17 protein-coding genes and 2 tRNA genes are annotated in these 19,997 nt (G+C 62.9%); 11 read left to right on the top strand and 8 right to left on the bottom strand.

The features are described 5' to 3' along the window. Positions 1 to 15 precede the first annotated feature (15 nt). Both LB526_RS02360 and LB526_RS02355 read right to left on the bottom strand, forming a co-directional pair. Positions 16 to 522, bottom strand: coding sequence for a GNAT family N-acetyltransferase (locus tag LB526_RS02360; protein WP_224625939.1), 507 nt, complete (start codon positions 520 to 522; stop codon positions 16 to 18). After that, entirely contained in the window at positions 522 to 1,277 is a 756-nt protein-coding gene (locus LB526_RS02355) for a copper homeostasis protein CutC (protein ID WP_224625937.1), read from the bottom strand. The genes LB526_RS02360 and LB526_RS02355 overlap by 1 nt, the downstream gene beginning before the upstream one ends. Before the next feature lie 192 nt (positions 1,278 to 1,469). On the opposite strand from LB526_RS02355, the gene LB526_RS02350 reads away from it, so the two are divergent. After that, positions 1,470 to 1,925 carry a carboxymuconolactone decarboxylase family protein gene (locus tag LB526_RS02350; RefSeq protein WP_224625936.1) on the top strand — a complete coding sequence of 152 codons (456 nt, stop codon included), beginning with the start codon at positions 1,470 to 1,472 and terminating at the stop codon, positions 1,923 to 1,925. 42 nt (positions 1,926 to 1,967) lie between these two features. On the opposite strand, the gene LB526_RS02345 is transcribed toward LB526_RS02350, so the two are convergent. The 5 genes from LB526_RS02345 to LB526_RS02325 all read right to left on the bottom strand — a co-directional run bounded on the left by LB526_RS02345 (position 1,968) and on the right by LB526_RS02325 (position 7,395). After that, positions 1,968 to 2,399 (bottom strand): cupin domain-containing protein, encoded by a 432-nt coding sequence (locus tag LB526_RS02345; RefSeq protein WP_140543196.1) that lies wholly within the window; start codon positions 2,397 to 2,399, stop codon positions 1,968 to 1,970. Positions 2,400 to 2,467: 68 nt separating this feature from the next. After that, positions 2,468 to 4,084 (bottom strand): DHA2 family efflux MFS transporter permease subunit, encoded by a 1,617-nt coding sequence (locus tag LB526_RS02340; RefSeq protein ID WP_224625934.1) that lies wholly within the window; start codon positions 4,082 to 4,084, stop codon positions 2,468 to 2,470. After that, the gene (locus LB526_RS02335; RefSeq protein WP_224625933.1) at positions 4,081 to 5,298 is read right to left on the bottom strand and encodes an HlyD family secretion protein; all 1,218 of its coding nucleotides are present in this window, start codon (positions 5,296 to 5,298) and stop codon (positions 4,081 to 4,083) included. The genes LB526_RS02340 and LB526_RS02335 overlap by 4 nt, the downstream gene beginning before the upstream one ends. Positions 5,299 to 6,342: 1,044 nt before the next feature. Then, entirely contained in the window at positions 6,343 to 7,113 is a 771-nt protein-coding gene (locus tag LB526_RS02330) for a hypothetical protein (RefSeq protein ID WP_224625932.1), read from the bottom strand. 24 nt (positions 7,114 to 7,137) lie between these two features. Continuing rightward, positions 7,138 to 7,395: a hypothetical protein gene (locus LB526_RS02325; RefSeq protein ID WP_176476901.1), complete on the bottom strand. Its 258-nt coding sequence runs from the start codon at positions 7,393 to 7,395 to the stop codon at positions 7,138 to 7,140. A 251-nt stretch (positions 7,396 to 7,646) separates the two neighbouring features. Here LB526_RS02325 and LB526_RS02320 point away from each other — a divergent pair, with 251 nt between their 5' ends. Continuing rightward, a complete protein-coding gene (locus LB526_RS02320; RefSeq protein WP_095765001.1) occupies positions 7,647 to 7,934 on the top strand; it encodes a hypothetical protein in 288 nt (95 codons plus the stop codon). A 338-nt stretch (positions 7,935 to 8,272) separates the two neighbouring features. On the opposite strand, the gene LB526_RS02315 is transcribed toward LB526_RS02320, so the two are convergent. Continuing rightward, positions 8,273 to 8,347, bottom strand: a tRNA-Asn gene (locus LB526_RS02315). A 207-nt stretch (positions 8,348 to 8,554) separates the two neighbouring features. On the opposite strand from LB526_RS02315, the gene LB526_RS02310 reads away from it, so the two are divergent. The 9 genes from LB526_RS02310 to LB526_RS02270 all read left to right on the top strand — a co-directional run bounded on the left by LB526_RS02310 (position 8,555) and on the right by LB526_RS02270 (position 19,893). Beyond that, positions 8,555 to 8,815 carry a hypothetical protein gene (locus LB526_RS02310; protein ID WP_095765002.1) on the top strand — a complete coding sequence of 87 codons (261 nt, stop codon included), beginning with the start codon at positions 8,555 to 8,557 and terminating at the stop codon, positions 8,813 to 8,815. 164 nt (positions 8,816 to 8,979) lie between these two features. Beyond that, positions 8,980 to 9,053: transfer RNA gene (locus LB526_RS02305), tRNA-Cys, on the top strand. A gap of 92 nt (positions 9,054 to 9,145) precedes the next feature. Then, positions 9,146 to 9,820 (top strand): protein-L-isoaspartate O-methyltransferase family protein, encoded by a 675-nt coding sequence (locus LB526_RS02300; protein WP_140840488.1) that lies wholly within the window; start codon positions 9,146 to 9,148, stop codon positions 9,818 to 9,820. A 186-nt stretch (positions 9,821 to 10,006) separates the two neighbouring features. After that, positions 10,007 to 11,389: a TolC family outer membrane protein gene (locus LB526_RS02295; protein ID WP_095765004.1), complete on the top strand. Its 1,383-nt coding sequence runs from the start codon at positions 10,007 to 10,009 to the stop codon at positions 11,387 to 11,389. 279 nt (positions 11,390 to 11,668) lie between these two features. Beyond that, entirely contained in the window at positions 11,669 to 12,466 is a 798-nt protein-coding gene (locus tag LB526_RS02290; RefSeq protein WP_224625931.1) for a PopZ family protein, read from the top strand. Positions 12,467 to 12,675: 209 nt separating this feature from the next. Then, positions 12,676 to 15,459, top strand: a complete 2,784-nt coding sequence (locus LB526_RS02285) for a valine--tRNA ligase (protein ID WP_224625930.1) — start codon at positions 12,676 to 12,678, stop codon at positions 15,457 to 15,459. Between the two features lie 362 nt (positions 15,460 to 15,821). Next, a complete protein-coding gene (locus LB526_RS02280) occupies positions 15,822 to 17,063 on the top strand; it encodes an OmpP1/FadL family transporter (protein ID WP_224625929.1) in 1,242 nt (413 codons plus the stop codon). Positions 17,064 to 17,354: 291 nt separating this feature from the next. After that, positions 17,355 to 19,079, top strand: a complete 1,725-nt coding sequence (ilvD, locus tag LB526_RS02275; RefSeq protein WP_140840483.1) for a dihydroxy-acid dehydratase — start codon at positions 17,355 to 17,357, stop codon at positions 19,077 to 19,079. Continuing rightward, positions 19,066 to 19,893: a tetratricopeptide repeat protein gene (locus LB526_RS02270; RefSeq protein ID WP_224543640.1), complete on the top strand. Its 828-nt coding sequence runs from the start codon at positions 19,066 to 19,068 to the stop codon at positions 19,891 to 19,893. Before ilvD ends, LB526_RS02270 begins: the two co-directional genes overlap by 14 nt. Positions 19,894 to 19,997: the final 104 nt, after the last annotated feature.

Raw genomic sequence — 19,997 nt, 5'->3', positions numbered from 1 at the left:
GCTTCGGAGGCATCTTCAGGCGACGGGCTTCGCCCAATAGCGCACCGACTTCTTGCCGCCGTGGATCACCGCATCGCCGACTTCGGCGAAGCCGAGCGCTGCGTGGAAGGCGTCGGAGGCCGGATTGGGCGGATCAGCGTTGACCTCGCAGGTGACGATTGCTTGGCCGGCGCGCCGGGCATGCTCGAACAGATCCTCGTAAAGTCGTCGGGCGTGGCCACGGCCGCGCGCCCCGGCCGCAACCACCACACGGTCGACATAGACAAAGCGCGTATAGCGCTCGCGGAACCAGAGGAAGTTCGGACTGTCGTAGCTTGCGTCTTGGTCGAAGCATAGGATGAAGGCTTCGAGCGCGCCGATCTGGCGGGTGTAGAAAGCCTCGCCGAGCAGGAAGGAAAGCCGTTCCGGCTCGAGCCAGGACAGCTCCGCCGCATGCTCGTTGTTGAGCGCGAGGATGGCGGGCTCGTCGGCGGGCGAGACGCGTTCGATCGGCAGCAATTCCTTGCTCATCACTTGCGCCATCAAGCTCTCGCGGCCGCGATCATCGCAGCCACCTTGACTTGATCGGTCACCGTGTTGCGGTATTCGCGGTCGAGGTCGTTGCCGCCCATGCCGACATTCGGGTTGCGGTAGCGCATGGCGCTCGGCACGTCCGCAAGTGCTGCAAAATGCATCTCGGTCAGTCCCGTGCGCCTGCGCACCTCGCCGATCGTGTCGGGCGCCAAGGCACCACAGCCGAGTATGATGATGCGCGAGCCGGCCTGGCGAACGAGCTCCGCCAGAAGCTCGACGCCTTCGACCGCCGTGTCGCGCTGGCCGCTGGTCAGCACGCGGCCGACCTTGCAGCGGATCAGGGCTTCGAGCGCCTCGGCCGGATCGCGCGTCATGTCGAAGGCGCGGTGGCAGGTGACGTTGAGCGGGCCGGCGGCCTCAACCAATGCGCTCATGCGCGCCTCGTCGACGGCGCCATCGGCGGTGAGGCAGCCGACGACGACGCCGGCCACGCCGAGCTCGCGCAGCGCTTCGACATCGGTGAGCATCGAGCGGTATTCGGTCTCGCTGTAAAGGAAATCGCCGCCGCGCGGTCGCACGATGACATGGAAGGGGATGGTCGCGCTTTCGAGCGCGGCGCGCACCGTGCCCAGGCTCGGTGTGATGCCGCCTTCGATCAAGCTGGCGCAGAGCTCGACGCGGTCGGCGCCGGCGGCCTGCGCGGCGAGCAGCCCGTCAATGCCTTCGACGCAGATTTCAATCAGGGGTCTTTGCGTGTCCGCCACCGGCTTCCATCCGTGCTTTCGATGAGATGGGCAGCCCTAGCACCGGGCGCGCCGCCGCGAAAGCCGCAACTATCGGTCCAGCCATGGAAGCCGCTTGACAATGCATAACTGCAAAGTTATGGATAACTCATAACTGTAAGGTTATTGATTTATGCGTGCCCTGCCGGCCGCAAGAACCCGAGGAGACCGACGATGGAAGCAAGATTGAAGAATCCGGTGATGCTCATTCCCGGCGCGCTGCAGGCGCTGCTGGCGCTCGACAAGTCGACCGAAGCCGGCGGCTTGCCTTATGTGACGCGCAAGCTCGTTCATCTGCGTGCCAGCCAGATCAATGCCTGTGCCGTCTGCGTCGACATGCATGCGCGTGAATTGAAGAAGACCGGCGAGAAGGACGAGCGGATCTTCGCCGTTTCGGCATGGCGCGAAACGCCTTATTTCAATGACGCAGAGCGCGCGGCGCTTGCGCTTGCTGAAGCCGCGACGCGCATGGCCGACCGCTCCGACGCGGTGCCGGACGACGTCTGGGACGAGGCCGCGCGTCACTATGACGACAAGGCGCTCGCCGCCCTGGTGATCCAGATCGCGCTGATCAATGCGTTCAACCGCCTGAACGCCACCACGCGGCAACCCGTGGGCGCCTGGGGATAAGGTGGGAGGAGGGCGCCCGCTCTGAAGCGGGCCTCTCGCCGGCTACTGTTTCAGGATCGTGTTCTTGGCGCCTTGCTCGACCTGATCGATCACCAGCAGCTTCACCGGATCGGTGCCGATATTGGTGGCCTGGTGCCATTGGCCGATCATCTCGACGATGAAGTCGCCGGTCTTGTAGATATTGGCGGCGCCGGTCTCGACATTGGCGACCCTGAGCGTGCCTTGCTCGACATAGGCATAGCGCGGGAAGGGGTGCTTGTGCACCGGCAGGGTAGCGCCGGGGGCTATCTGGTATGACGAGACTTGAACCTCGACATTCTTTTGCGGCAGCGTGATCGGCTGGCCCGATGCGGTCGTCGTCTTCGCCGCCAGCGGCGTCACCACGACCGGCGTGTTGCCGCTGTCCAAAGCGTTGGCCGCGGTCGCGTAGACGGCGGCTATCGCCAGCAGTGCCGGTATTGTGATGTTGCGCATAGTCCCCTCCAAATTGCCGCACCATCGCCCGACATTGACGCACAAGCATCCTTTTGCAAGCGGCTCTGTTACACGGCGGGGCTGTCCTGCCGTTTGGCTGTCCCAGACTTCGGCGGTCGCAACAGCAGGGCGAGCGGCACGAGCAGCGCCGTCGCTACTGCGCAATAGAAGAAGACATCGACATAGGCGAGCAGCGAAGCCTGGCGGCCGATCTCCTGGCCGATCCAACCCACGGCCTGTTGCCTGGCTTCCGCCAGCGGCGAGCCTTCGGCGACGAAATGGTCCGTCACCTGGCGAAGCGTCTGCTGATAGGTGTCGCTCGACTGTGCAGTGTGGCTGACCAGCACCGACTGATGGAGCTGGGCGTTCTGGGCAATCACCGTGTTGGACAGCGACACGCCGATGCTGCCGCCGAGGTTGCGCGCGACATTGATCAGCGAGGACGCCTGATCGGTCTTCTGCGGCGGCAGGCCGACATAGGCGGCGGTCGAGATCGGGATGAACAGGAACGGCAGGCCGATCATCATATAGACGCGCGCATAGGCGAAGAAACCGAAGCTGGCATCGGGCGTCAGCGAAGTCGTGTGCCAGAGCGCGACCGCGACCACCGACATGCCCAGCATGATGAGATAGCGCGGCTGAACGATACCGGCGGCAAAGCCCGAAATCGGCATCAGCATCAGCATGGCGATGCCGCCCGGCATCATCGACAGGCCGGATAGGGTAGCGGTGTAGTCGAAGGTCGTCTGCTGCAGCTGCGGCAAAAGCTGCGTGGTGCTGAAGAGCACCGCGCCCACCGCCATCATGACCAGGAACGACATGCCGAACTGACGGCTGAAAAGCAGGCGGATGTCGACGATCGGATCGCGCCTCGTCCACTCCCAAGGAACAAGCAGCAGGAACGACACCGCCGAGATCACGGCGAAGATGGTGATGAAGGTCGAGGCGAACCAGTCGTTGCGCTGGCCCTCATCGAGAAAGACTTCGAGGCAACCGAGCGCCATCGCCACCAGGATGAAGCCGATCCAGTCGACCTTCAGCCCCTTGCTCAGCCGCTCGCGGCGCTCGCGCTCGAGAATGTCGGGCTCGATCACCAGCCATTGCACGAGCGCCAGCGACATGATGCCGAACGGCACATTGATGAAGAAGATCCAATGCCACGAGAAATTGTCCGTCAGCCAGCCGCCGATGGTCGGGCCGACCGTTGGCGCAACGATGACCGCAATGCCGTAGAGGGCAAAAGCCTGGGAGCGCTTCTCCGGCGGAAAAGTGTCGGCGAGGATCGACTGCTCGCTCGGCGCCATGCCGCCGCCGCCGAGCCCCTGCAGGATGCGGAAGGCGATCAGCGTCGGCAGATTGGGGGCCAGCCCGCACAGCAGCGATGCGAGCGTGAAGGTCGCCACGCAGATCATGTAATAGCGCTTGCGGCCGATGACGCTGGCGAGCCAGCCGCTGACCGGGATGATGACGGAGTTGGCGACGAGATAGGTGGTGATCACCCATGTGCTTTCGTCCGTGCCGGCGGCCAGGCTGCCGGCAATGTTGCGCAGCGCGACATTGGCGATCGAGGTGTCGAGCACCAGCATGAAGGTGGCGATCGAGACGACGATCGCGATGAGCCATGGGTTGCGCCCGCCGGCCGCCGACCGGCTTTGGTCGCCCTGGACTGTTGCGGCATCGCTCATCTGACCTTGACCGTCGGCACCACAGACATGCCGGGACCGAGATAGACGCCCGGCGGTTGGTCGAAGACGATCTTGACCGGCACGCGCTGCACCACCTTGACGAAATTGCCGGTGGCGTTTTCGGCCGGGAGCAGGCTGAACGCCGTGCCGCTGCCGGCCTGGACGCTGTCGACATGGCCATGGAAGGTCTTTTCCGGATAGGCGTCGATGGCGATGTCGACGGGCTGGCCCGGCCGCATCAGGTCGAGCTGCGTCTCCTTGAAATTCGCTTTCACCCAGACGTCCTTGGGCACGAACATCATCAGCACCTGGCCGGGCTGCGCATAGGTGCCTTTCGCCGCCGTGATGTTGGTGGCATGGCCCGCCACGGGCGCCGTGATCATCGTGCGGGCGAGAGTGGTCCTGGCCTGATCCTCGGTGGCTTCAGCCTGCCGAAGCTTGGCCTCGGCGCTCTTGCCTTGTGCCTGCAGAACCGCAACCTGGCTTTTCGCCGCCTCGGCATTGGCGTTGGCGGCATCGAGCGCTGCCTGGTCCTGGCGCAAGGTCGAAGCGGCCTGCTGTGCCTGTTGTTGCGTCGCCGTGCCCTTGGCGAGCAGCTCGCGGTTGCGCTGGTCCTCGGATTTGGCGAATTCGAACGCGGCCTGCGCCTGGGCCACCTGCTTTCCGGCGACATCGATCTTGGCGTTCTGCGCCTGGGTCTGGGCCTGGACGTTGGCGATCTCGGCCTGCGCCGCCGCCACGCCGGCTTGTGCCTGCTTGAGCGAGGCCTGGTAGTCGCTGTCGTCGATGCGCAGAAGCACGGCGCCGGCCTCGACCGGCTGGTTGTCGGTCACGGCAACGTCGGTGATGCGCCCGGCAATTTCCGCGCCGACCGTTACCGTTCGCGCGTCGATGAAGGCGTCGTCGGTCCATTCATAGTGCCGTGCGTTGATCCACCAGATCACCACCGCCGCGACGACCAACAAGACGAGGATCGCGATGAGCGTCGCTATGTAGGGGTGGCGTTTGATGAGACCGGGCTTGTTGCCGTCGGGCGAACCGTCATTCGCCTGCCTGTCTTGCGCCTGCTCGTCGTCGCGCTTGTCTTCTACGGGTCTGTCTTCGACGCGCTTGTCGTCGCCCGGCGGGCGTTGCTGCCGATCGGACCGCGGCTGAGCACGCGATTCTTCGGCGGGAGCGGTTTCGCGCTCTTTTCTGTCAGTTTTTGCGTCCAAGGCAACGGATCCCAGATATCGTCGACCCCTCTCGCAGCAGGGTCAACGGGTGTTTTCCGCAAAGGTTCCTGTCGCCGGATGCCGGGTTCACCTCAGTCCCGCCGGAGGCGTTGGCCTGCAAATGGATGATGGCAGCGTCGCTGCGCGAGTAATAGGATCGTCGCTGCGACCGAAACGTCAGGGAGGGGCTGCTCATGCAGTCGCCGATGGAAAAGGACAAAAGCTCAACTCGGCCATTGCCGGGAGAAGCGGAACGTCGGGCCAGGCTGCAAAAAATGCAGGGGCTGCGAAGCCTGCGATCTTACGGCTCCTGCCTTCGGCTTGACCCAAGCGCCCAGTTTCACGATCTGATCGATTGTACCGCGCTGCTGGAACTGTTGAATGAAGGCGACGACGGACATCGACGGCGAACCGCCGCGCTCCCAAGCCACCTGGCTTGCTAGCCTCGCACCGGGGGCGCCGGCCCTGGCAAGCAGCGGCGAACGCTTACAAGTCAGGCGGCTGCATCCCACAGCAGGACATTCGAGCCCGCCTGCCGTTGGCATTCTGTTCGACCGCGGGGATAAGCTCAATCGACCCTAAATCATCGCGCGATCTGACAGGTCCCAAGCCGTGCAAGGACAAGCAACGCGAAATCCGAAATGCTGCCGCCCGACAACACCAACGAATGGGACCGGAACAAGGTCCATGGCGATGGGGACAGCATTGGCATCGAAGAGGACGAGGCCTAGCCGGCGACGACAGCGGGTCGTCACCTCGGCGAAGCGGCCCGGCAAGGCTGGCGGGGTAGAACCAGTCAGGCCGGGCCTGACCAGCAAGGCTCGCAACGCTCCGGCTGAGACCGAGCCTATCAGCCCGACCCAAGATTCTTGCCATACAAATGGAGGATGCCTAGCCGGCCAGTGGGAACCAAGACCCGCCTTGCCAATAAATCGACGGTTGTTCCTGGAACTACGGTGACCGAACTGCCCGTGCGAGTGTAGACGTTTGGCGGCTGCAGCCGTCTTCGCCGACGGTGAATGGAAGTCCGTTGTAGGCCGCCACTCAATCCAACGGGATTGGCGGATAGGCTGATGAGTGCAAGCTGCGTTTGTACCTCGCCAAGATTTCCTCTTCGATTTCGTCGATCGCCAGCGTTAGTGCACGTTGATTGTTGGCGTCGACGTCAATGATCGACCGGCCGCGCGCCGTCAGCAAGCCGCATACGCGCGCCACGACGGTGGCCGACTGAAGCCTTTTGTCCAATCCGGTTTCGAACAAACGCTCGGCAAAGGTGTGGCTCTTCTGTCTCCGGTCAAGCCGCTCGATGAGAAGTTGCTCGCAGGCGTCGATTCTAACCACCACGTCCGACTCCGGGATGAAATCCAGCGCGTGTGCAAGGCACGTCTCATCTGCTGTTCCACTGAAGCAGGCGAGCATCGAAACCGCCTGAACGAAGGCTTCGTCGAAAATAAGAATTTCCTCGCTCGCGGCAGATTGGCGCCATGCGCGGGCAAGGCGGAGAACGTATTGACTTAGCCTGATGCGCCAGATCACGTTTCTGGGAGGCAGTGTGTGCACCAGGTTTGCGCGAATTCTGAAGTCGACGGCATTTGCGGATGGGCGACAGGCCATGCCAATCGAGCGTGCAGCCGCGCGAGCGACTCGACACATCGCAGTGACAATGCCGCCGGGGTCCAGCATGGATCGGTGAACAACCCGCCGGTCAGTGAGAACAATCCGTGCAGGGTGTCCGTGAGCCCGCAACTGTTCATAAAGCGCATGCGCAAATGTCGTTTTGCCTGACCCAGCCGGACCTGCGAATTCAACAATCATGCGTTAGGAACCCCGCTGGCCTGGCTACATGTCGTATCGGGGGACCATCTTCGGCGACCGCAGCTCCTGAGCCATTTTCGCCGCCTGGAAGGTTGTCATCAGAACGTAGGTCGTTTCACCTTCGGTCGAGTTTATGGCCAAGACCACGCGGCCAATCTCGTCACTCATGGCGCAAGACCAGTCTTTGACAGCAATCGCTCGTTTCCAGGCCATTTGCCCCTGCCTTTCCTTCGCGAGGTTATTTGGCCTCGTGAAGACCAGCAATTTGGACTGAATGCCCATTCCGTTGGGCCTAACGTCGTTGTCTGCGTTAGTTCAATTGGTGAGCAATCGAGATGCCAGGCTTCAGATTTGGCGGAATTACGGTGGCTAATGATCAGAGCCAGCGCTCCTGGAGCAATGTGAGGCTGCACCGTCACTGTAATTCGGGCGCAACCGCCTTGGTTGTTTGCAACGCGTGGGAACGTCTCGAATGACTGCGCGTTCTTTCGTCACGGTCACATTTCATTGGGACCTAACCGGAGGATATTCAAATGAAAATCAAGATGCTCTGCATGAGCGCAGTTGCGCTCGCAATGATGGGTAGTGCCGCGATGGCCGGTAGCAGCACCGGGACGTCCGCGCTCGACGACCCGGCCAAGATGTCGCCGTTCTTCACCGACGCTGGCATGAAAACATTGAGAACCGAGGCGGATTTCAAGACTGCCTGGATGGCCATGAAGCCGGATGAGCGTACAGCGATTTTGAAAGACTGCGGCGACGCAACCATCAACAAGGCGCACGCGGACTTCTGCGCGATGGCCAAGAAGATGGGAGGCTGAAGCCTCCCCTCTATCAGCACATCACACCGTTCTCCCGCTAGGGAATGATCCCAATGCGCTCGGGTGACGGGTTGAGGCGGTCGATTCCGCATGGATGCGGCCGCCGTTTAAAACCCGCTGCCTTGCCATGGGGCGGCGGGTTTTTTTGGCGGGCGCCTGCCCTCAATTCTGCATCGCCAGCATCTGGAAACAGACAACAATCAGACGGTTTCGGCACAGTCGTGGATGCGCTTGACGGACATTACCTTGAGGTTGAACCTCGAGCGTGCCGGAATGTGGACCGCTGGGAAAGGCCGGGCTTTGAAAACGTCGAGATACGAGGCGTTCCGAGTGGAACTTGGCTCCCCGGGCCGGATTCGAACCAGCGACCAACCGGTTAACAGCCGGTTGCTCTACCACTGAGCTACCGGGGAACGGAGGCTCTGACGTGAGTGGCGCAGCCTATAGCAAACACCTTTCGGCTTTGCAAAGAAGCATTTCGCAATTTTTCTCCAGTTTTTGATGCGGCTATTTGTGCCATCGTTCGGCGCGCCCACATATGAAGGGCTTCACACCGGCACGGAACAAAGCGACCGGTTGTCGTCTTGACATGGCTTAGGCAGCAGATGGATCTGGCTTGAATGACCGCAGCGGATGACGACAACGCCCCGGCGCGGAAGATTTCGATCTTCGGCCGCGAGTTCACCATGCCGCGCTCGCGCGGCTGGCGAATCGCGATCGGCATGCTGCTTACCCTTGGCGGGCTTCTGGGCTTTCTGCCGATTCTCGGTTTCTGGATGATTCCGCTCGGTCTCCTGGTTCTATCCTATGAATTCGCCATGATCCGACGCCACCGGCGGCGTTTCGTCGTCTGGTGGGAACGCCGGCGGCGGCCCGACTGAGAGCACGAGGCGGCTCCGCAGCGGCGATGCCGAACCCGTGCCAACCGATTGGTAATCACCACTTTGGCTGCTCCTTGCGAAAGCGCCGGGAATGACGCGCGAGCGCTTGACGACCTTTGAGCGCCAACATAATGAGTTCGCTCGGAACGCCGGGAGCATTGCGAGGCCTCGTGGCGGAGTGGTTACGCAGAGGACTGCAAATCCTTGCACCCCGGTTCGATTCCGGGCGAGGCCTCCAGATGCTTGCGGGCTCCAGCGCAATCGCGCCGGAGCGGGGTTCCGGTTGAAGTTTTGGCCGCGCGCCTGGCGCGGGGAGCGGATTGTTGGGACATGAACGCTGATTTCTCCGAACGCCGCGTGAAGATGGTCGACGGCCAGATCCGCACCACAGACGTGACCAGCGCGCCGCTCATCGAAGCGATGCTGAGCGTTCCGCGCGAGGCCTTTGTCGGCGCCGGACAGCAGGATCTGGCCTATATCGACGAAGACATCCGCATTTCCGACGGCGCCGATGGCAGCGGCGCACGCTACCTGATGGAGCCGTCGCCGCTCGCCAAGCTTTTGCAGCTGGCCGAGATCGACGCGAGCGATTCGGTGCTCGATGTCGGTTGCGGCACCGGCTATTCCGCCGCGTTGCTGTCCAGGCTCGCGCGTTCCGTCGTCGCGCTGGAGAGCGATGCAGCGCTGGCGGAGGCCGCGAAATCAACACTTTCCCGCCTTGGCTGCCAAAACGTCACGGTCGTTACCGGGCCGCTGCCGCAAGGGCAGGCCGCCAAAGGGCCCTACAACGTCATCTTCATCGGCGGCAGCGTCGAGGAAGTGCCGCAGGCATTGCTTGACCAGCTCGCGGAAGATGGACGCCTGGTTGCGGTCGAAGGGCGTGGCAACTCTGGCGTGGCCCGGCTGTTTGTCAAGGCAGGGGGGGTTGTAACCGGAAGGCGTGCCTTTAATGCGGCAATTAAGCCACTACCGGGCTTCGAACGTGCTCACGCATTTGAATTCTGAGCGTTTTTGCCTTGCAGCGAAGGCGCTGTCATGATCGCTTGCGCCTGACAATCGTTGCTGATTTGGTTAACCGGGTGTTTTTGGGAGGCCGTCAGCGGGGGAACGATAAACAACGCGGCGCTGGCCGATCCGTAAGGGTAGGTTGGCGTGGCGTGGTTCCCATGCAAAACGAATGAGGGATATAACGTGCCGCCTCTACGCAAGAGTATTTTAGTAGCTATCCTTGTTTCGGCCACCGCGCTTTCGCCGCTGGCCGCCTCCGCCGAAACCATCACGGGCGCGCTCGCCAAAGCCTATCAGTACAATTCGCAGCTCAACGCGGCCCGCGCCGGCGTTCGCGTCACCGATGAGGGCGTGGCCATCGCCAAGTCGGGCTGGCGCCCGACCGTCACCGGTTCGGCTAACATCGACTACACCAACATACATGGCTTTGGCACCAGCCGGAGATTAACGACGGGCAGCTTCGGAGTGCAGATCAACCAGACGCTGTTCGACGGGTTTCAGACCAAGAACAATGTCGCCGCCGCCGAATCGCAGGTGAAGGCCTCGGTCGAAAGCCTGCGCAACACCGAAGAGAATATCCTGTTCAATGCGGCGAGCGCCTATATGGACGTGATTCGCGACCGCCAGGTCGCGGCGTTGACCGAGCAAAACCTGCAGTTCCTGACCGAGCAGGCGCGCGCCGCCCGCTCGCGCTTCGAGGTCGGCGAGGGCACCCGCACCGACGTGGCCCAGGCCGATGCCTCGCGCGCGACGGCCGTGGCGCAGCTGAGCGCCGCCCGCGCGACGGCGCTGGCGAGCGCCGCCACGTATCACCAGATCGTCGGCGACGAGCCGGGCAAGCTCAAGGCAGCCTCGCCGCTTGGCAAGCTGTTGCCGGGTAGCGTCGATTCCGCCTTGGCTATCGCTTCCGCCGAACATCCCGCCATTCTTGCAACACAGCATCTCGTCGATGCCGCGGCCTTTGCGGTGAAGTCGTCGGAAGGCGCGCTGCTGCCGCAGCTTACGGCTTCCGCCGGCGTTTCGGACAACTACACCCACACCGTTCCCAGTTCCATCACCAGTCCTAACGGTAGTTCGACATCGGCCAATATCGGCGCTTCGCTCACCATTCCGATCTATTCGGGTGGCCGGACCTCGGCGCTGGTGCGGCAGAGCAAGGAATCACTGGGCGAGGCGCGCATCCAGGTCGATGTCAGCCGCGACCAGGTGCGCCAGGCCGTGGTCTCGGCCTGGACGCAATATGTCGCCGCGCGCCAGAGCGTGGATGCCAACAGGCAGGTGATCGATGCCGCGCAACTGGCGCTCAACGGCGTCATCGAGGAGCGCAATGTCGGCCAGCGCACGACGCTGGACGTCTTGAACGCGCAGAACGCGGTCATCACTGCCAAGATCAACCAGGCCAGTTCCGAGCGCGACGTGGTGGTGGCGAGCTATGCCATCCTGTCGGCGATGGGCCGGCTGTCGGTCGACCGTCTTGGCCTGGCAGTCGCCAAATACCGGCCGGAAGAGCACTACAACGCCGTCAAGGACAAGTGGATCGGACTGCGCACGCCCGACGGGCGCTGATTGCCGACAGCATGCTTCCTGCGAGCGCCGCGTGTCCGATGGACGCGCGGCGTTTGTCTTTCCGGGAGACTCATTCCGCTGCGTGCCGCCTAATCTGTTGAAATCCAACGTGTCCCCAGATTGGGGATTCTCGGATGACGATCGGTCGGTTACGCTGTTTCCATTGATTCGAATTCCGGCCCGGGCAGGACGGAATTCTTGGGCGGGTCAAGTTCTTGAACGGTCGGTTCTGGAACAGGTCAAGTTCTTGGACAGGTCACTAGGGCGGCGGATGTGACGATGGCGACGGCAAGCAGCGCGCAGCGCGAACCTTCCATGGAAGAGATACTGGCTTCCATCCGAAGGATCATCGAAGACAGCGACACCGGGCGCAAGCAACCGGCCGAGGCCGGCGAGCTGCGCCAGGATCTCGAGCCGGCCGCGGCTGGCGCGCCGGCTGTCGAGGTTGATGCCTTTCGTTCCGAATTGCATGCCGACGTCCGCAAGCCGCCGACGCTGGCCGAGGTCCAGGCCCAGCTTGCGGCGACCGACCCAGTGCTGCCGCGCGCCGCCCGCGCCGAGCCGGTGAAGACTGCGCCTACGGCTGCGCCGACAGTTGAGCTTGAGAGCACTGCGCCGGGCGCGCAAGCGGCCGCAGGCAAGCCAGCCGCGGCAAATGCGCCGCAGACGGCCGAGACCATTGTCGCCGACTGGCGGCGCGAAATAGCGGCGGTCGGCGGCAGCACGGTCACCGCTAGACCGGCCATCCGGCCCCCGGAAGCCGCGCCGAAGGCCGAGGTCGAGAAGGAAGAGCCGGCGTTCGAAGATTCCGCGCCTGTAGGCGCGTCCCGGGCCTCCGAACCGGAGGCGCAGCCGGCCCGGCCCGCGATCCTTTCCGAGCATACGGGCCGGCAGGTCGCCGCGGCCTTTGGCGAGCTTTCCGATGCTTTTGCCAGCCGCGGCAAGAAAAGCTTCGACGAGATGGCCGAGGAGATGCTGCGGCCGATGCTGCAGGATTGGCTCGACAACAACCTGCCGACGCTGGTCGAAAGGCTGGTGCGCGAGGAGATCGAGCGCGTGGCGCGCGGGGCGCAGTAACCGCACCTACATGCAGGCTGACAAGCGCCGCCTTGGGGCGGCGCTTTTGTTTAAGGTGCCTGGATGAACGCGTCTGTCCTGGCTTAGCCGGCATTGCCGCTGGCCGCGGCAGACCTATCTGTGGAAGCGATCGCTGCGCTCGCGGTTGACTCGGCCAAGACCTTCCGATTTACACCGGACGCTTGTTCCCGACAGTTCGGACCTCCTCCATGCTTGATAAGACCTACGACGCCAAAGCCGTCGAGCCGAAGATCGCCAAAATCTGGGAAGAGGCAGACGCCTTCCGGGCCGGCGCCGGCGCGGAGGAAGGGGCCGAAGCCTTCACTATCGTCATCCCGCCGCCGAACGTCACCGGCTCGCTGCATATGGGCCATGCGCTCAACAACACGCTGCAGGACATTCTGGTGCGCTTCGAGCGCATGCGCGGCAAGAACGTGCTCTGGCAGCCCGGCATGGATCACGCCGGCATCGCCACGCAGATGGTGGTCGAGCGTCAGCTCATGGAAAAGCAGATCCACCGCCGCGATTTGACGCGCGAAGAGTTCATCGAGAAGGTCTGGGAGTGGAAGGCCGAATCCGGCGGCGCGATCTTCAACCAGCTGAAGCGGCTCGGCGCCTCGGCCGACTGGTCGCGCGAACGCTTCACCATGGACGAAGGCCTGTCCAAGGCCGTGCTCGAAGTCTTCGTCACCCTCTACAAGGACGGCCTTATCTACAAGGACAAGCGCCTTGTGAACTGGGATCCGAAGCTGCTCACCGCCATTTCCGACCTCGAGGTCGAGCAGCACGAGGTGAACGGCAATCTCTGGCACTTCCGCTATCCGATCGACGGCGAGGCGTTCGACCCTGAGAACCCGAAGACCTTCATCACGGTCGCCACGACGCGTCCCGAGACGATGCTCGGCGACACGGCCGTGGCCGTGCATCCCGATGACGAGCGCTTCTCCGGTCTGGTCGGCCGCAACGTCGTGCTGCCGATCGTCGGCCGCAAGATACCGATCGTCGCCGACGAGTATTCCGATCCGGAAAAAGGCTCCGGCGCGGTCAAGATCACGCCGGCGCATGACTTCAACGACTTCGAGGTCGGCAAGCGCCACAAATTGCCCGCGATCAACATCCTGACGGTCGAAGCGGCCATCAAGCTGAAGGACAATGAGGACTTCCTGGCCGGCCTAGAGGTCACGCCGGAGCGCCAGGCGGTATGGGACGAGCTGGATGGGCTCGACCGCTTCACGGCCCGCAAGAAGATCGTCGAGCTGATGGAGGCCGGCGGCTTCCTCGACAAGATCGAGGCCCATCGTCATACCGTGCCGCATGGCGACCGCGGCGGCGTGCCGATCGAGCCGTTCCTGACCGACCAGTGGTATGTGAACGCCGCCGAGCTCGCCAAGCCGGCGATCGCTTCGGTGCGCGAGGGCCGAACCAACTTCGTGCCGAAGAATTGGGAAAAGACCTATTTCGACTGGATGGAGAACATCCAGCCCTGGTGCATCTCGCGCCAGCTCTGGTGGGGTCACCAGATCCCGGCCTGGTACGGACCGGACGGGCGCGTCTTCGTCGAGAAGACCGAGGAAGAGGCGCTCGCTGCCGCCATTGAGTATTACCTCGCGCTGGAAGGGCCGTGGAAGGCCTGGGTCGAGGATAAGCTCGAGAACTTCCAGCCCGGCGAGATCCTGACCCGCGACGAGGACGTGCTCGACACCTGGTTCTCGTCGGCGCTGTGGCCGTTCTCGACGCTCGGCTGGCCCGACCAGACGCCGGAGCTCAAGACCTATTACCAGACCGACGTGCTGGTGACCGGCTTCGACATCATCTTCTTCTGGGTCGCCCGCATGATGATGATGGGCCTGCACTTCATGGACGAGGAGCCGTTCCACACCGTCTATGTACACGCGCTGGTGCGCGACAAGAACGGGCAGAAGATGTCGAAGTCGAAAGGCAACGTCATCGATCCGCTCGACCTGATCGAGGAATACGGCGCCGATGCGCTGCGCTTCACGCTGACGGTCATGGCGGCGCAAGGCCGCGACGTGAAGCTCGATCCGGCGCGCATCGCCGGCTACCGCAATTTCGGCACCAAGCTGTGGAACGCGACGCGCTTTGCCGAGATGAACGACGTCGCGCGCAACGACGAGTTCTGGCTGAACGACGCCAAGCTGCCGGTCAACCGCTGGATCCTGACCGAGCTGACGCGGGCGGCGCGCGCGGTCACCGAAGGCATCACCAGCTATCGTTTCAACGAAGCGGCGGGTGCTGCCTACCGTTTCGTCTGGAACCTGTTCTGCGACTGGTACCTGGAACTATTGAAGCCGGTTTTCATAGGCACGGACGAGGCCGCCAAGGCCGAGAGCCGGGCCTGCGTCGCCTTCGTGCTGGACGAAATCTACAAGCTCCTGCATCCGATGATGCCGTTCATGACCGAGGAGTTGTGGGCGCAGACCGCGGGCGAGGGCAAGGAGCGCTCGTCGCTGCTTTGCCACGCCGCATGGCCGTCGCCCGACTTCGAGGATGAGGAGGCCGCCGCCGACATCAACTGGCTGGTCGATCTCGTCTCGGGCGTCCGCTCAGTGCGCTCGGAGATGAATGTGCCGCCGGCGGCAATCGCGCCGCTGACGGTGATCGGCGCCAACACGCTGACGCAGGAGCGGCTGGAGCGCCACGCGCAGGCGATCAAGCGGCTGGCGCGTGTCGGCGATATCGCGCTCGCCGATGCGCCGCCGCAAGGTTCGGCGCAGATCGTGCTCAACGAGGCGACGGTGAGCCTGCCGCTCGGCAGCCTGATCGACCTCCAGGCCGAGGCCGCGCGGCTGCAGAAGGAACTGGCCAAGGTGACCGAGGAGATCGCCCGCCTGCACAAGAAGCTTTCGAACGAGAAATTCGTCGCCAACGCGCCGGAAGAAGTGGTCGAGGCAGAGCGCGAGAAACTCGCCGAATATCGCGAGGCGCAGGAGAAGCTTTCGGTGGCTTTGACCAGGGTCCGCGACGCCGGCTGAACGGCAAGATTCGCCCTCACTCTAAAGGCGCTTTCCGGTACGTTAGCTGCCTCGAAAATGCGGCTGCCGCTACGTTAATTTTGACGTAAACGGAAAGTTTGCGCCCCATTGTTGCCATAATGTAACAATGGGGCCGGTCAGCCTCAAAACCGGCCGTTTTTGCCCTGTTTTGGGCAGTTTCGTTGGATTTTTTCGATCCTTTGACACCGGCTCGCGCGATTTAGGCGCCGATTGCGGCGTCGATGACCATGGCAAAAATAGGTGCTGTCAAGATGTACATGTACAGCTCCTGAAATCGTTGTTGCGTCGTTAACCCGAATTGGTTCTAGCTTGAGCCACTTGTATTTTGGGGAGGGATTTCCATGAACACTTTGCGAGTCAAAGCGCTGCTGGGGGCAGGGTGCTTTTCGATCGCTTTGATCGGCGCCGCGATGCATCCCGCGCATGCCGGCGGTATCGAGCGCGGCGGCTATGACATCGACTTGCTTTTCGATCCGGCGCCGTTCGCCACGGAAGCGGAAGCAACGTATGTGATGCCGGACCGCAAACTCAAGAACGCGAAGGATACGGATCCGTTCAACGGCACCGTCGTGGGCTCCACTAGTGCCAAAGACAGCGAGAACTACTGGGTGCCTCGCATCGGCGTTAAGGCCCAAGTCGTGCCTGGAATCGACTGTATGTTCGACTACTCGCAACCTTGGGGCGCGCATACGGCCCCTGGCCAGTGGGTCGGCGCGCAATCCAACATGGAAACTAAAATCAACAGCGACAACTACGCTACCACCTGTTCCTATAAGATGGATGCTGGCAAGGGCCAGGTTCGCTTCATTGGCGGCGTATTTTATCAGGAAGTCTATGGCTTCAAGGAAGACCTTGTATCACCGCTCTTCCCGAATTTCTCCGGCACTGGCCGCGTAGACTTGTCCAGCAGTGGTTGGGGCTGGCGCGCTGGGCTGGCCTATGAAATTCCTGAGATCGCATTGCGCGCCAGCCTCGTCTACAATTCCCAAGTGAAGCTGGACAACATTGCGGGTACCCTTGACTTAACCCATGTCGGCGGTCCGGTTATTCCGATCTACGGTGAAGCTTCGATGCCGGATTCTGTCGAATTGAAGGTCCAGTCGGGTATAGCTCCCGGCTGGCTTGCGTTCGGCTCAGTTAAGTGGGTCAACTGGAGCATTCTGCAGAGCATTCCGATCTGCTCGCAGGCCTCGAAAGGCATTGCCGCTTGTACAACGACCTCTCCGATACCGGTCAGGTGGACCTCGTTGGATTTGATGTATCAGGACGGCTGGACGGTTAGCGGCGGTATTGGCCACAAGTTCAACGATCAGTGGAGTGCTGCCGGTCAGCTCACCTGGGATCGTGGCACCTCGCATGGTTACGGTTCGCAGAGCGACACATGGACGCTCGGCGGCGGCGTTGCCTATACACCGCGCCCGAACATCGAATTTCGCCTGGCCGGCGCGATCGGCGTGTTGACGAGTGGCCATTCTGGCACCCTGACTGACAAGGACGGCTATGTGGCAGGTACCGATGCCAGCTACGACTTCGGCAACGATCTGGTTACGGCAGTTTCGGGCGGACTTAAGATCAAGTTCTAAGATTCTGAAAATTCAACAAAAAAGGCCGGGCAATGCCCGGCCTTTTTTTGTTGTCCGGCAGGCGATCCACCTGGTCCTTTGACCCGCTATCGCAGATTCGCCGCGCATCCGGCGCCCGATACGATTGTGACGTTTTGGCAACAGTTTATGAACAACCCCCGCGCTAAAAGACTTGCCAAGGGAACTGCCCATTTCCCGCCATAAACCCGGAGCACCCGAGATATGTCCCGGGATGCGTGCCAGGTTGGCGCGGCGATGGGACCGGCCGCGGGGTGTGCGGCAAGGACGATGATGGACGCCAAGGCAATCTCCAAGGCCAAGCTGCCCAGCCGCTACGTGACCGAAGGTCCGGCGCGGGCGCCGCATCGTTCGTATCTTTATGCCATGGGCCTGTCGGCGGCCGAGATCGCGCAGCCTTTGGTCGGCGTCGCCAGTTGCTGGAACGAGGCTGCCCCCTGCAACATCTCACTGATGCGCCAGGCGCAGGTGGTGAAGAAGGGCGTTGCGGCCGCCAACGGCACGCCGCGCGAGTTCTGCACCATCACTGTCACCGACGGCATCGCCATGGGCCACCAGGGCATGAAGTCGTCGCTGGTGTCGCGCGAGGTCATCGCCGATTCGGTCGAGCTCACCATGCGTGGCCATTGCTACGATGCGCTGGTCGGGCTCGCCGGCTGCGACAAGTCGCTGCCCGGCATGATGATGGCGATGGTGCGCCTCAACGTGCCGTCGATCTTCATCTATGGCGGCTCGATCCTGCCCGGCAGCTATCGCGGCCGGCAGATCACCGTGCAGGACGTGTTCGAGGCGGTCGGCCAGCATTCGGTCGGATCGATCAGCGACGCCGAATTACTCGAGATCGAGCAGGCGGCCTGTCCTTCGGCCGGTTCCTGCGGCGCCCAGTTCACCGCCAACACCATGGCGACCGTTGCTGAAGCCATCGGCCTGGCGCTGCCCTATTCCTGCGGCGCGCCGGCCCCATACGAGATGCGCGACCGCTTCAATTTCGCCTCGGGCGAAAAGGTCATGGAACTGATAGCCAGGAACATCCGGCCGCGCGACATCGTCACGCGCAAGGCGCTGGAGAACGCGGCGACCGTGGTGTCGGCCACCGGCGGCTCGACCAACGCGGCGCTGCACCTGCCGGCGATCGCGCATGAGGCCGGCATCAAGTTCGACCTGTTCGACGTGGCGGCGATCTTCGAGAAGACGCCCTATATCGCCGACCTCAAGCCGGGCGGCAAATATGTCGCCAAGGATATGTTCGAGGCCGGCGGCATTCCGCTTCTGATGAAGACGCTGCTCGACCACGGCTATCTGCATGGCGACTGCTTGACGGTCACTGGCCGCACTTTGGCCGAAAATATGGAGCACGTTTCCTGGAATGAAAGCCAGGATGTTGTGCGTCCCGCCAATCGGCCAATCACCAAGACAGGCGGCGTTGTGGGCTTGAAGGGCAACCTTGCCCCCGAAGGCGCGATCGTGAAGGTCGCGGGCATGTCGGAACTGAAATTCTCCGGTCCGGCGCGCTGCTTCGATTCGGAAGAAGAGTGCTTCGAGGCGGTCACGCAGCGCAACTACCGGGAAGGCGAGGTTCTCGTCATCCGCTACGAGGGGCCGCGCGGCGGTCCGGGCATGCGCGAGATGCTGTCGACGACGGCGGCGCTCTACGGCCAGGGCATGGGCGGCAAGGTGGCGCTGATCACCGACGGGCGCTTCTCCGGCGCCACGCGCGGCTTCTGCATCGGCCATGTCGGGCCCGAGGCGGCGGTCGGCGGGCCGATCGGGCTGATCCAGGACGGCGACGTGATCTCGATCGACGCCGTGCAAGGCACGATCGAGGTGGCCCTGTCGGACGCCGAACTGGCGACCCGGGCAAAGAATTGGAAGGCGCGCGAGACCGACTATCAGTCCGGCGCGATTTGGAAATATGCGCAGGCCGTCGGGTCGGCCCGCGACGGCGCGGTGACCCATCCGGGCGCCGCCAAAGAAACGCACTGCTATGCGGACATCTGAGGTGTTGAGGTCGTCTGTCTTTTCGGCACTGGTCGCTCTGGCGACCTTGGGCACCGTCGGGCAGGCCATGGCCTTCGACGACAAGGTGTTCGACGACAAGACCGGCGTGAAGCCGCAGTCGAGCCCCTGGGCGGTGTTCCAGTTCGGGTTCTCCGCCTACAAGAGCGGCCATAAGGATCAGGCGGTCGAAGCCTATAAATACGCCGCCGAGAACGGCCAGATCGGCGCCACCTGGAAGCTTGCGCGCATGTATGCCGAAGGCGACGGCGTGACGCGCGACGATTACGCCGCTTTCAAGTTCTTCTCGGAAATCGTCGATCAGGATGTCGAGCCCGGCTCGCCGGAAGAAAGCTATGTGTCGGACGCGCTGGTGGCGCTCGGCGACTATCTTCGCAAGGGCATTCCCGGCACCCCGGTCGAGGAAAACGACGTCGCGGCGCAGGAATATTACATGCGCGCCGCCGCTAACTACCGCAATCCAAACGCCCAGTTCGAGATCGGCCAGATGTTCCTCAAGGGCGAGGGCGGCGTGAAGGCCAGCGTCAAGCAGGCAGGCCGCTGGCTGCAGCTCGCGGCCGAGAAGGGCCATGCCGGCGCGCAGGCGACGCTCGGCAATCTACTGTTCCAGAGCGGCAAGGTCGTGCGCGGCCTGGCGATGATGACGGCGGCGCTGGCGCGGGCTCCGGCGGCCGACCAGCCCTGGATTCGCAACATGCAGGAAGAGGCTTTCGCCGCGGCCGGCGAGGCCGATCGCCGGACCGCGATCTCGCTCGCCGACGATATCCTGACCAAGGGCAACAACGGCGACCAATAAGCGCAGGTTGGCGATAGCGTGCATGGCAGCTTGGCGCATGCATTGGCTAATGTAGCGCTGGTCGACCCCCACTCCGTCTCGGCTTCGCCGAGCCACCTCTCCCC

Origin of the sequence: Mesorhizobium sp. CA6, from assembly GCF_020165035.1 — a bacterium.
GTDB lineage: Bacteria > Pseudomonadota > Alphaproteobacteria > Rhizobiales > Rhizobiaceae > Mesorhizobium.
The sequence above is the reverse complement of the archived record's forward strand: the minus strand, read 5'-3'. Positions and strand labels throughout refer to the sequence as shown.